This window comes from Pseudomonas brassicacearum (assembly GCF_009601685.2).
GTDB classification, from domain to species: domain Bacteria; phylum Pseudomonadota; class Gammaproteobacteria; order Pseudomonadales; family Pseudomonadaceae; genus Aquipseudomonas; species Aquipseudomonas kilonensis_B.
On record NZ_CP045701.2, the window covers coordinates 2624901 to 2638982 of the forward strand.

Here is a 14082-nt window from a genome sequence, read left to right on the forward strand (position 1 = left end):
TCAAACCGCTCCGTGTGTAGCAATGGCCGTGAGGCGCGCCGCCAATTGTTCATGCAAGGCGCGTTGCTCAAGGATGGTGAGGTGTTGTGCTGCGATGACCTCGCGGGTCAGCGGCCCGCTGCTCAGGCGTTCCCACTGCGGGTCGGCGAAGTCAGCCTGGGCGAGGGTGTCGCTGGCCCACCAGACATGCACCGGGCAACTGAGCCGGGCAGGTTTGAAAGTCGCCAGCAGATGCTGCGTATGCTGCTGGTAGCGCAGCCGCGTTTGCAAATGCTCCCAACTGTCGCCATCGAGTTGCAGGCCTTGTTGCCGTGCCCACTGGACCAGTTCCGGCAGGCGTGCCGCTGGGGGCAGGGCGTCCAGTTGCGCCAGCAACGCAGCCATGATCGGCGGCGGCAACTGGCGCAACACGGCCTGGCTGTCCGCTGTCAGTGCTTGGGAAGCCGATTCCAGCAATACTTCGACACTGTCTTGCGGCGCCTGATGCTGGTATTGCGAGTCGATGATACCGAGAAACGCCACGTCTTCACCCTGGCTTTCCAGGCGAGCGGCCGCGGCAATCGCGAGCAGGCCGCCGAGGGAGAAGCCCAGCAGGTGATAAGGACCCTGCGGTTGCTGTTGGCGCAGGTGCTCGACATAAAGCGCGCCGAGGCTCTCGATATCGCCGCCCAGCGTTGTGCTGTCGTCGCTCAGGTACGCCGCCTGCAAGCCCCACAGATGCCACGCCGAAAGCGGTGCCAGCAGCGTGCGGTAATCCTGCACGTGGCCGGTGGAGGGGTGGAAGCAGAACAGGTTGGCGGCTTCAACGGCGTTGGGTGCCGACAGCCGGACCAGCGGCGAAAGCTTGAGCTCGGCCTGTACCAGCGCCGCAAACGCCGAGACGCTCGGGGCGTTGAACACCGCATTGACCGTCACCGGTGCCGACAGCGCGCTCTGCAAGCGGCTGGCGAGCGTTACCGCCGCCAGGGAGTGACCGCCCAGCTCGAAGAAATCATCGTCGATGCCCACCCGCTCCAGGCCCAGCACCTGTGCCCAGACTTCGGCGAGCAGAGCTTCCAGCGGCGTGCGCGGCAAGGCGCTGCCGACCGTGTCGAGGACTTTGTCGGCCCATTGCTGCAAGGTCTTGCGGTCGAGCTTGCCGTTACCCATCAACGGCAACGCTTCGACGATCCGCAGGGTAGGCAGCATGTAGTCCGGCAAGCAATCCTGGGCCTGGCCATGCAGGCGGGCGACCGTGGTCGAATGCCCGGGCGCCAGGGTCATGAAGGCGAACAGTTGCTGGCCGAGCTCGCCCCGAGGGATGCACTCCACGGCAGCCTGGGCTACACCGGGAAGGCCGCTCAGTTGCGCCTGAATCTCGTCGAGTTCCACACGGAAACCGCGGATTTTTACCTGGCGGTCCGCGCGTCCGGTGATTTCCAGGCTGCCGTCATGGCAATAGCGGGCCAGGTCGCCGGTGCGATAGAGGCGCTCGCCAGGCCGTTGCGCCAGCTCAATGAAACGCCCGGCATTTTGCTGTGCGTCCAAGTAACCGCGAGCCAGTTGCGGGCCGGCGATATACAGCTCGGCGCTTTGCCCAGGGGCGGCCAGCGCTTGCTGCTCGTCGAGCAGGTACAGGCGCATGCCGTCGAGACGGTCGCTCAGCGGCAGGCGGCGATAATCCATGGCTGGCTCGGCCTTGTGCATCACCACGCCAACGGTGGTTTCGGTCGGACCGTAATGGTTGAAGACCGCCAGCGTCGGCGCGAGGCCGCGAATGCTTTGCAACAGGCGCCGCGAACAGCTTTCGCCGCCGAGGATCAATTGCTTGCGCGGCAATACGGCAGCGCTTTGGGCGTGAATCAACCAGGCGTCGAGCAACGATGGCACGACCTTCAGGTGGTCGATCGGGTACTGCGCCTGCCAGGCGGCCCAGGCATGCGCGTCCATGGCTGTTTCCTTGTCCAGCAGGTGCAATTCGCCGCCGCTGAGCAGTGCCGGGAACAGCAACGTGTAGCCCAGGTCGGCCGCCAGGGAAGTGACCACCGCACTGCGTTCGCCGGGCGCCAGCGCCAGGCGCCGGGACACGCTGGCGACATAACAGGCGAGCTGCCGATGCTCGACGATGACACCTTTGGGTGTGCCGGTGCTGCCGGAGGTGAACAGCACGTAAGCCGCGTCCTGGGCTTGGATCTCGACGTCGACTGGCGTGGCGGATGCTTGCTGCCAGGTCGCTTCATCGCGCAGGTCGAGGCTGCCGATGCCGGGCAAGACGGGGGCGCTGCCGGCCGAACCACTCAGAATGAAGACCGGCTGCGCCTGTTGCAGGATGGCCAGGGAGCGCTGTGCCGGCTGATGCACGTCCAGGGGCACGAACGCCGCGCCGCTCTTGAGCACGGCGAGCATGGCCAGGACCATTTGCGACGAGCGATCCAGATACAACGCCACGCGATCTTCGCGACCCACGCCTTGAGCGCGCAGGTAATGCGCCAGTTGGTTGCTGCGGGCCTGCAATTGGGCGTAGCTCAGTGGCCCGTTATGGTCGCGCAGGGCCAAGTGCTCGGGGAACTGCGCGGCACACGCATCGAAGCTCGCCGGCACGCTGGAAAACGGCGGCGCCGCGATGTCGACAGGCGCCTGCAGGGCGGCCAGCGTCGCGGCGAAACTTGGCGACTGCAATGACAGCTCGACCAAGGGCTTGCCTGGGTTGGCGAGGGCACCGAGCAGCAGCGATTGGAACTGCTCCAGCAAGACCAGGGCGGCTTGCTCGCTGTAGCGGCTCGGCAGGTGGCAGAGGTTCAGGCGATAGCCGCCAGCGGTGGTTTCGGCCACCAGCAGCAGCTCCATGCCCGCGGGGATGGCTTGTGCGTCCAGCACGGTGAGCGTCGATGCCAGGCTGCCCAAGGCGTCGAGCCGATCGGGCAACTGCCCACCCCACTGGAAACCGTACTGCGAGGCGTCGCCCGGCTGTGCAGCGCTGACGCCGCAGTATTCCTGCCATTCCGTGGCTTGCTCGCAGAGCACCTGCAGGTTCGCCAGCGCCTGGGCAAAATGGCTGTTCGCCGCCGGTTGCCAGCGCAGGGGCAGGGGCTTGGCGAACAAGCCCCAGCAGTCGGCGAGTTCTTCATAGTCGTCGCGGCAATCGTGGACCCAGTTCAAGGTCAGTGCGGGACTGTCGCCAGTACTCAGGCGCTGCAACAGCACGCCCCAGGCTGTCATCAAGACCTGCTCGGGCGATGCGTCGTGATGCTGGCAAAAGCTGTCCAGGGCCATGCTCGACGACGGGGTGGCGTACAGGCGAGTGGTGACCGGGGCGTCGGGACGGTCGTTGCGTACCTGACGGTAGAGCAGTTCGCTGGCGGCCGGCTCGTCGAGGGCTTGGTCGGCCCAGAAACGCCGGCCAGGCTCGGCATCTTCATCGGCCTGCAATTCGTAGAGCCAGGCGCTGTACTGGGTATAGGTCATGGCCTCGTCATCCACCGATGGCGCGTCCGTCGAGCCCAATGCCTGGGCCAGGCGCAGCAAGGTCCCGCGATCGGCGCTCAGCGCCGGCAGTTGCAGTGTCACCCGGTGGCGATCGTCGCCGAGCGCGTGCACCTCGACGCTGATGGCGTCCGCGGCCATGACGGTGGATTCGACCACTTGCAAGGGCATCAGCAAGCCTGGCTCAGGCCGCAGCCGCAGGCGCAGGGCCTCGTGGCAAGCGCTCAGGGCGACGAGCCGCTGCTGTAGGCGCTCCAGGGCCAACGGGCCTTTGATTTCCAGTTCCAGGCGCGCCGCTGGCAACCCCGCCAACCACTGGCTGCGTTGTTGGGGCGAGAGGGCGAAGGCTTCTTCACGAGTTTCAAAGGCGCTCATGCCTGCACCTCCGAAGCTTGCGACGGCTGTGCTTCGGGCAGGCATCCGGTCAATTGTTCACGACGCATCATCTGGCCCATGGCGACGCAGATCTTGCGCTCGCCATCGAAGGGGTCCCGGGCGTGGGCCACCAACATATTGTCCAGCATCACCATGTCCCCCTTTTGCCAACTGAAACGTACCGCGCAGGCTTCATAGGCCTCGCCGATCACTTGCATCACCGCGTCCTCGATCACGCTGCCGTCGCCGTAGTACACGTTGCGGGGCAGGTGCCCGGGGCCGAACAGGCTGATCAGGTTGCTGCGCACTTCCGGCTCCAGGCAGGCGGTGTGGTGCAGTTGCACCTGGTTGAAGAACGACAGTTCACCGGTCTCGGGATGCGCGACGATGGCCGGGCAATGCTGGGCGATCCGCAGGTTGTCGGCCCCCAGCCATTCCCAGCGCATGCCCGACGCCAGGCATTGGCGCTCGACTTCCTCGCGCTGTTCGGTCTTGAAGAAGTCCTGCCAGCGCACATCCAGCTTGTCGGTGAAGTGCCGCACGTAAAGCAGCCCCAGGGCCTTGAAGCGAGCGACGATGTCCTCGGGCAAGCGCGCCAACACCTGTCGGCAATCGACGATGGGCGTGCAGCCGCCGCGCGGCGCCGGCGTTTCGCAATAGAACCACTGCTTGCGTGGCCACTGCGGCAGATGGGAGCTCTCGTTGTGGAAGAGAATCATGTGCTGTTCCGGGTACGGCGTGGAGTGGTAGATGTTCTTGCCGGACTTGTTTTTCGGCAGGTCGCCGTAGGTCCCGTAGAGGTCGGGTTCGATGGCCTGGGCGAATTGTTCGAAGGCGGCGGCGTCCGGCAGGTTGAAACCCCGGAACAGCAGGCCACCGTGGGAAAGCAGTTGGGCATTGATCCATTCCCGGGCTTGCAGCGCCCAGTGCACCGGGTCCAGGTCGCCGAGCAACGGCTCGATCACCAATGGCAAGGCTTGCCCGGCGATGAGGGTGCGGGTACGGACCTGCTCGTGGGCCACCTGGCTCACGGCGGTTGCACGGGTCTGCTTGAGCTTGCTCAGTTTCGACTGCTTGCGCGCGCTGCGGGCCGAGGCCTCGTCGAGTGACGAGTCAGCCGGGGACGGCGCGCTGGCGTTGCCGCCCTCCAGGCGCCACGACCAATGTTCCAGCGCTTGGCCCGGGGCCGAGAGGATCTGTTCCAGCAGGCTCTCGAAGCCTTGTTCGAGGCGCTGGATGGTCGGCGCCTGCAACACGCTGGTGCGATACACCCAGCGCACGTTCAGGCCTTGTTCTTCGTCCTCTTCGACGAACACGGCGAGGTCGAACTTGCTGCTCTCCTGGGGCGATACCAAGTGTTCCACCTCAAGGTCCGGCAGGCTGGCATTGCCGCTGGGCGTGTTCTGCATGACGAACAGCACCTGGACCAGTGGGTTGACCCCCGGCGTACGCGGCGGCTGCAACTCTTCGACCAGTTTGTCGAACGGCACTTGCTGATGCTGGAACGCCGACAGGCAATCCTCGCGCAAGCGTTGCAGGCGGGCGTCAAAGGTTTCGCCCTCGCTCAGGCGGGCACGGATCGGCAACACGTTGACGAAGAAGCCGATGAGATGTTCCAGGGCCGGATGTTCGCGGTTGGCCAGGTCAGTGCCGACGATGAAGTCGTTGGCCCCGGTGGCCCGCTGCAACAGGCTGTTGAAGGCATTGAGCAAGACCATGAACAGCGTCGCCCGTTGCTGCTGGGCATAGCTCTTGAGCACCTGGGTCTGGGCCGCGGTGAAGCGTTGCTCCAGCGCCGCACCCTGGTAGTCGGGGCGCGCCGGGCGTGGCTGGTCAAGCGGCAGCGGGATCAGCGTTGGCGCGCCGTCGAGCTGGCGGCGCCAGTAGTCGATGGCCCGTGCCAGCAGGCGCTGTTGCGCTTCGCTGCGTTGCCAGTAGGCATAGTCGGCGAACTGGATCGGCAGCACCGGCAGCACCGGTGTCGAGCCGCTGCTGCGGGCCTGGTACCCGACGATCAGCTCCTGCATCAGGATGCCCATGGACCAGGCATCGGTAGCGATGTGATGCAGCACCAGTTGCAGCACATGATCGTCGCTGCCCAGGCGCAGCAGGCTGGCGCGCAGCATCGGTGCCTGTTGCAGATCGAACGGGCGTGCGGCCTGTTCATCGATCAGGCGTTGCAGGGTTTGCGCCTGCTGCTCGCTGACGAGGTGGCTCAGCTCGGTCGGCGTCAAGTCGACTATCGGTGCCGGGTTGATGACCTGGCAAGGCTGGTCGCCGTGGAGGTGGAACGCGGTGCGCAAGGACTCATGGCGTTCGAAGACTGCCTGCAACGCCGCTTGCAGCGCCGCGATGTCCAGCGCGCCACGCAGCCTGACGGTGGTGGTCATGTTGTAGGCGGCGCTGGGGCCTTCGAAACGATCCAGGAACCACAAGCGTTGCTGGCTGTAGGACAGCGGCAACGGCTGGTTGCGCGGCGCCAGGGCGATCTCGCTGTCGCCGTCGGCTTCGCTCTGGGCGTTGCGCTGCTGATCGACCGCCTGGGCCAATTGTTCGAGGGTGCCACGCTCGAACAGCGTGCGCAGTGGCAGGTTCACGTTCAACCGTCGACGAATCCGCGACAACACCTGGGTGGCCAGCAGCGAGTGACCGCCGATGGCGAAGAAGTCGTCGTGTACACCGACGTCGTCCAGGCCGAGGATTTCCTGCCAGAGTTCGGCGAGCACTGTCTCGGTTGGCGTGCGCGGTGCGATGCATTGCGCCTGCGCTGTCTCGTCCTGGGGCAGACCCAGGGCAGCGAGGGCGCGGCGGTCGACCTTGCCATTGGCGTTCAGCGGCAATTGCGCAACGGCCAGCCAACGGGCCGGGACCATGTAGCTTGCCAGTTGCTGGCCCAGGTAAGCGCTCAAGACCTGTTGCGCGGACTCACCGCCCAGGTCGGCCGCTTCATCGAGCACATACCAGGCCACCAGTTGCAACGCACCGCGGGCGTCGGGCAGCGCCAGCACCGCCGCGCTGTCCACCGCCGGGTGTTGCATCAGGCGGTTTTCGATCTCGCCCAGTTCGATGCGGTGGCCACGGATCTTCACCTGCTGGTCGCGACGGCCAAGGTACTCGATCACGCCATCGGCGCGCATCCGGCCCATATCACCGCTGCGATACAGCCGCGCATTGGCCTGGAACGGGTGCGGAACAAAGGCTTCACGGGTGCGTTGCGGGTCGCGCAGGTAGCCGCGACCGACGCCGACACCGCCGATGCACAACTCGCCGGGTACGCCGATGGGGACCATGCGCAGCGCCGAGTCGAGGACGAACACCTGGTTATTGGCGGTCGGTTTGCCGATGGGCATGTGCAGGCAGTCGTCGGCCGGGGCCTGGGTGATGGGGTAAAAGGCGACGTCGTCCGAGCATTCGGCGGGTCCGTAGGCGTTCATCAACGGGATGGTCGGGAAGCGTGCGAACCAGTCCCGCGCCAGGGCCGGTGGCAATGCTTCACCGGTGGGCAGGAGCCAGCGCAGGCTCGCCAGGCTGTGGTGCGCCTGGCTTTCCTGGAGCATGCCGCGAATCAGCGCCGGCACGGTTTCCAGCAGCGTCAGTTCTTGCTCCTGAACGGCATCGAGCAAGGCCACCGGGTCGTGGGCCTGGGCATCGGGAAGAATGTGTACGGTGGCGCCGAACAGCGGTGCGGCGAGGAACTGCCACACGCTGATATCGAACGCCGCCGAAGCCGTCTGGGCAATCCGGTCGTGCTCACCCAGGCCGAGGCTCGGGACCTTGCCGAACATGTTGTTGAGCATGCCGCGTTGTTCGACCATCACACCTTTGGGCGTGCCGGTGGAACCCGAGGTGAAGATCACGTAGGCCAACTGATCGGGGTTGTGCCCATAGCTGACCGGCGGCTGTTCGCGGCCCTGCCAGAGTGCCTGGGCGACCAAGCAGGTGGGTTGCTGGCGCATCTGCGGCAGGACGCTGTCCAGTGCTGAGGTCGCGTGCTCGCACACCAGTAGCAGCGGTGCCTCGCCCAGGTCCAGCAGCTCCGCCAGGCGTGCGTGAGGCTGTTGGATATCCAACGCCTGGAACGCGGCGCCGGCCTTGAGCGTGGCGATCATCATCGTCAGCAAGGCCAGGCCACGCTCGGCGAACAGCGCCACCAGGGTTTCCGGGCCGGCCCCGGCGGTTTGCAGCGCATGGGCGATGACGTTGGCGCGGCGATCCAGTTCGGCGAAGGTCAGCGATTGTCCCTGGCATACCGCGGCGAGGTGCTGCGGGCGGCTGCGCACTTGTTCGGCGAACAGCGCCGCATAGCCGCGCTCCAGCGGGAACTCGACGTCGCTGCGGTTGCAGTCGATCTGCAACTGCCGGCGTTCCGCCTCGGGCAGCATGTGCAGGCTGCCCAGGGGCGCTTGCGGTGTCTCCAGCATGTTCGAAAGCAGCTGCACCAGGTGCCCGAGCATGCGCTGCACGGTGTCAGTGCTGAAACGCATGCTGTCGTAGGACAGGCGAATGCCCAGGCGGTCGCCGGGGTACAACACCACCGTCATCGGGAAGTTGGTGTGTACCCGGTCTTCGTAGATGTCGATGCTGAAGGCATCCAGTTGCACGCTGCTGATATCCAGTGGCGCGTTCTCGAACACCACCAGGCTGTCGAACAACTGCTGGCCGCGCGGCACTTGGCTGCAGCGCTGAATGTCCACCAGCGACGCGCTTTCGTGTTCGCGCAATTGCGCGTTGTGGGACAGCAGCGCCTGCAACCAGTCGGCCACTGGCGCTTGTGGGTCGACATCGATGCGCAGTGGCAAGCTGTTGATGAACAGCCCGACCATTTCTTCTACACCGGCGAGGTCAGTCGGGCGGCCGGCGACGGTCACGCCGAACAGCACGTCGCGGTTGCCGCTGTAGCGCGACAACAACAGCGCCCAGGCACCCTGGATCCAGGTGTTGGGTGTGAGTTGGTATTGCTGGCACAGCTGCTGCAGACGCTGGGTCTGGGCAATGCTCAGGGTCTGGTCGAAGTCGCCGACCTGTTCCGGCGCTTGTTCCGGGCCGGCCACGGGGCTGTCCACATGCAGTGGCGTCGGCTCGCTGAAACCGGCCATTTGTGTCTGCCAGAACGCGTGTGCGGCGGCCATGTCATGGCGTTCCAGCCAGCTCATGTAGCCGCGGAACGAGCGCAAGCGCGGACGGGCCACAGGTTCCTGGCGCACGATGGCCTGGTAGATCGCCAGCAGGTCTTCCATCAGCAGGCCGAAGCACCAGGCGTCGGTCAGGATGTGGTGGAAGCTGCGCACCACGGCGAAGCGTCGTTCGTCGAGTTGGAACACCCGCAGGTGGGTCAGTGGCGCACCGGCCATGTCGAAACCTTGCAGGCGTTGTGCTTCGAGGGCCTGGTCCATGGCCAGGCGCTGCTGTTCTTCGTCGAGGTGGCGCAGGTCCTGCCAGTCGAACGCCCGATGGGTTTGGCGGTACACGCATTGCAGCGGCTCATGGTCGTCCTGCCACCAGAACGCGGTCCGCATCATCGGATGGCGCTCGAGGAACAGCTGCCATGCGGCTTCCATCGCCGGGCGTTGCAATACCCCGTCCCAGCTGTAGCGTTGTTGCATCAGGTAGATGCCGCTGTGGGGTTGCAACAGGGTGTGCAGGAGCATGCCCTGTTGCATCGACGACAGCGGGTAGACGTCTTCGATGTTCAACCAGTCCAGCGGCTCGGCCGCCAGGGTCGCCGCTTGCTTGTGGCACAGTGGAAACGCCTGGCTGGCAGGGCGCAGGTCCGGTGCGGTGACGAGCCCGGCGAGTTCGCTCAAGCGTTGTGCAAGGCGCGGTGCCCAGTCGGCGGCGAGGGTGCCTTGGCTGCGCAGGTGCAGGCAGTCATCCTGCCACCAGGCGTCCAGGGTCAGCGGGCAAGGCGAAGCCGCCGATGGGCTTGCGGCTTCGACCTGGGCCAGGATGCCGCGTGCTTCGCGATGGCTGTCGAGGTTGCCCAGCCAGCGAATGGCCACTGATGCCGTCGGCAGGTCGCGTAGCGGTTCTTGCAGGTAGGTATTGTCCGACAGGTAGCGCAGGGCGCCATAGTCGACGCCGTGTTGCGGGTAGGCGCGCATCTGCGCGGCCAGTGCCTGCAAGCGTTGCAGCAGGCTGTCGCCTTTGGGCTGGAGGAAATACGGCACCGCCAGTGCCAAGGGCCCCACGATGCGCGCCGGGTCGAGGTCGGCCACGGCAATCGGCGCCGCGACCGGCAAGCGCTCGACACTCGGACGAGCATCGTGAACGCTCAGTGCAACCAGGCCATTGCCGCACAGTTCACGGCACTGTTCGACTACGACGGCGGCCAACAGGCTGTTCCAGTCCAGTTGCAGCACTTCGCCCAGACGCTTGAGCTCACCTGAGGTGGCGGCCGCCAGGGTCTGCTCGACCACGCTGGCCGGCTGCTGGCTGTCAGGCAGTTGCAGCGTTTCCAAGCCGGCGTATTGCAGCCAGTGTTCCCAGGCGTCGTCCAGGGCATCACCCTGGGCATGGGCCTGCTGGTGCCGCGTCCACTGGGTGAAGTCACCACCGGCGTAGGACAGGCGCACCGGCCGCTGATAACGCAGTTGCGCCAAGGCCAGGTTGAGGTCCGTCAGCAGCAGCGTCCAGGAGGCTTCGTCCAGGCACAGCGGATGCGCGGCCAGCAGCAGCGAATGTTTGCCGTTTACCTCCAGCAAGCTGGCGTACAGGGTTTGACCGGCGTCCAAGTCCAGCGCGTCGACACCGGCCTGGGCCAGGGCTTGCAGTTGCGCCGGGGCGCAAGTCTCAAGTGTCTCGGTGGCGATGACCGGGGCCTTGGCCGCGACCAGTACCCGTTGCTGCCACTCGCCCTCCGGCAGGGCCTTGAGCGCCAGGCGCAAGGCCTGGTGGTGTTGCTGCAAAGCGGCGATGGCCTGGCTCAGCAGCTCGCTATCGATCGCCTGGGTCAGCGCCACGCAACGCCAGGTGGCGTGCAACGGCCCTTGTTGCAGGCGCGCCAGTTGTCCGGCGGCCAGCGGCAGTTCATAGCCATCGGCAATGGCTTGCGCCACACCCTGGCTGGCATCGGCGCCCAGCACCCGGGCGATGTCGGCGATGGTGCGGTTTTCGAAGAGCTGGCGGGGCGTGAGTTTCAGCCCTTGCTGGTTGGCGCGGGCGATGATCTGCAAGTTGATGATCGAGTCGCCGCCCAAGGCGAAGAAGTTGTCATGCACGCCGACACGCTCAAGCTTCAGAACCTCCTGCCAGATGGCGGCCAGTTGCGCTTCGACTTCATTGCGCGGGGCCACGTGGGTGGCGCTGTCGTCGGTGGGTTTTTGCGGGAGCGGCAGGCGCTGGACATCGACCTTGCCGTTACGGGTCAGGGGCAGTTCGTCGAGGGTGATGAAGTGCGCCGGAACCATGTAGTCCGGCACCCGCGCAGCGAGGTCGTTACGCAGTTTCGTGGCGGACAGCGACTGGCTGGCGATCAGGTAGGCCACCAGGCGCAGGCTGCCGTCCAGTTCCACGGCGCGGACCAGCGCCTGCTCGATCAGCGGCGACAGGCGCTTGAGCTGCGCCTCGACTTCGCCCAGCTCCAGGCGGTTGCCACGGATCTTGACCTGGCTGTCGACCCGACCGAGGAACGCCAATTGGCCGTCCACTTGCCAGCGCACGCGGTCGCCGGTGCGATACCAGCGTTGCTGGTCGGCGTCGAGGTGGAAGCGTTCGGCGGTCAGGTCCGGGCGGTGCAGGTAACCCCGGGCCAGGGCGCCGTTGATCAGCAGCTCACCGGACACCCCGGTGGGCACCAGCCGACCGTTGGCATCCACCACTTGCAGTCGGCGGTTCGGCAGCGGGCGGCCGAGGGCGACGCTGCGCAGGCCTGCGGGCAGTTCGGTGGCAATCGCCCCGACCGTCGCTTCGCTTGGCCCATAGTGATTGAAGACCCTGAGCCCCGGGGCCAGGCGGTTGACCTGCTCCAGCAGCGCCGGGCTGAGGGCGTCGCCACCGAAGACCAGCAGGGCGCGGGGCAACAGGCGGGCATCGGGCAACGCCTGCAACAGGCCGGCCAGGTGGCTTGGGGTGATTTTCAGTACATCCACCGGCTGTTGCTCGAAGAGCTCGGCCAGTGCCAGGGGGCTGAAACCGCTGTCTTCATCCACCAGCAACAGGCTGGCGCCGCTGCACAGGGCGCCGAACAGTTGGGTGTGGCCGAGGTCGGCGGCGATGCTCGACAGCAAGCCGTAGCGAGCCGCCGACGGCGGGTTGAGCACTGCGTGTACGGCCGTCAGGTAGTCGACGATGGACTGGTGCTCGACCACCACACCCTTGGGGGTGCCGGTGGAACCCGAGGTGTAGATCACGTAGGCGGCGTCAGTCGGGCTGTGGGCCACGGCCGGAGGCGTATCTGGCTGGGAGGCGATGGTGCCGGCCTGTTCTGCCAGCCAGAGTGTCGGCGTGTGCTCGGCCAGGCCCTTGAGCAGGGGCGAAGCGGCCGCGCCGATCAGCAGCGCGGCGCGGCTGTCCACCAGCACATCGGCCAGGCGCCCGGCGGGCTGCTTGAGGTCCAACGGCAGATAGGCGGCACCGGCCTTGAGGGTGGCCAGCAGGGCAATCACGAACTCGGCGCTGCGTTCCAGGGCCAGTGCCACGACGCTGTCGTGGCCGATGCCTTGGGCGCGCAAATACTGGCTGAGGCGGTTGGCCTGCTGGTCCAGTTCACGGTAGGTCAGGGCGACCTGACGGTCGCGGACCGCCAGGTGTTGCGGGTGAGCGGCCACCTGTTGTTCGAAGCGCTGGTGCAGGCACGCAGGGGGCACCGGCAGTTGCACACCGCGACCCTGCACGAGCAGTTGCTGGCGTTCTTCAGGGCTCAGCCATTCAAGCTCGCTGACCCGGCACTGCGCTTGCGCCGTCATCGCCAACAGGATCGCGCGCAATTGTGTCGACAACACCGCGACCTCGGCATCGCTGAAGCGACTGCGGTCGTAGCTGATCAGGTAGTGCAGTTGTTTGTCCGGCACCACGATCAGCGACAGCGGGAAGTGGTTGCGGCCTTGGGTGAGGGTGATGCCTTCGGCCTGCTGGTCGCTGCTCGGGGCACTGAAGCTCAAGCCACCGGTGTCCTGGTTGAGCGCGTCGGTGACCGGGAAGTTCTCGAACACCAGGATCGAGTCGAACAGCGCCTGTTCGGCGGCGATGCGCGTCATCGACTTGAGCTTGCCCAGCGGCAGGTAGGCGTGGTGACGCAGATCGCTGTTGGCGTGCTGCAGGTGTTGCAGCCAGGTCACCAGCGTCGGCGCGTCAGCCCACTGCACCCGCAGCGGCAATGTATTGATGAACAGTCCGACGGTGCTGTCCACCGCCGCCAGGTTCTCTGGACGCCCGGCGACGGTGACGCCATAGACCACGTCGTCACGCCCGGCGTGCTGGCCCAGCAGCAGTGCCCAGGCGCCCTGGATCAGCGTATTGATGGTCAGGTCGTTCTGGCGGGCGAAGTGCGCCAGTTGTTCGGTTTCGCTGGCGGTCAGCAGACTTTCCCGCTCGGCGAACGGTGCCCCCGCCGGTGCCGGCTGGCGTTCGGCGAAGGTGGGCAGCGGGGTCGGCTCGCTGACGTCCTGCAACTGCTCGCGCCAGAACCCTTCGGTGGCGGCCATGTCCTGTTCCGCCAGCCAGGCGATGTAGTCCCGATAAGGGCGGGTCGGCGCCAGGCGGGCGGGGCGGCCATGGGCTTGTTCGTAGTACAGCGCCAGCCACTCCTGGACGGCAATGCCGACGCTCCAGCCGTCCATGAGGATGTGATGGAAGGTCCAGATCAGGTGCCAGCGCTCGGGGGCCAGGCGCACCAGGCACACGCGCATCAGCGGCGAGTCATTGAGCTCCAGGGGTTGCGCCCGCTGCTCCAGTGCCAACTGTTCCAGCGCGGCCTGTGGCTCGGCGCGGTCTTGCCAGTCCAGTTCGGTCAGGGGCAGCGCGACTTCCTGCTGCACCACCTGATAGGCATCGTCCAGTTCCTCCCACAAAAAAGCACTGCGCAGCACCGCGTGGCGCTGCATCAGCGCCTGCCAGGCACCGCGAAATGCGTTTAGTTGCAGCGGGCCGTTCATGTCCAGGCTCAATTGCTGGTAATACACCCGCGAATCCGGTTCATAGACGCTGTGGAACAACAGGCCGTGCTGGGTCGGCGAAAGGGAGTAGATGTCTTCGATGTTGTTCATGCTTGCTTGGTGTCCATTTCAAAGTCTTGAAAACTCAAGTGAG

2 protein-coding genes are annotated in these 14082 nt (G+C 65.9%); both read right to left on the reverse strand.

The annotated features are described in order from the left end of the window. Positions 1 to 3837 carry a non-ribosomal peptide synthetase gene (locus tag GFU70_RS11545; protein WP_153388060.1) on the reverse strand — a complete coding sequence of 1279 codons (3837 nt, stop codon included), beginning with the start codon at positions 3835 to 3837 and terminating at the stop codon, positions 1 to 3. After that, on the reverse strand, positions 3834 to 14039 hold the full coding sequence (locus GFU70_RS11550; RefSeq protein ID WP_153388061.1) for a non-ribosomal peptide synthetase: 10206 nt from the start codon (positions 14037 to 14039) through the stop codon (positions 3834 to 3836). Before GFU70_RS11550 ends, GFU70_RS11545 begins: the two co-directional genes overlap by 4 nt. Positions 14040 to 14082 lie beyond the last annotated feature (43 nt).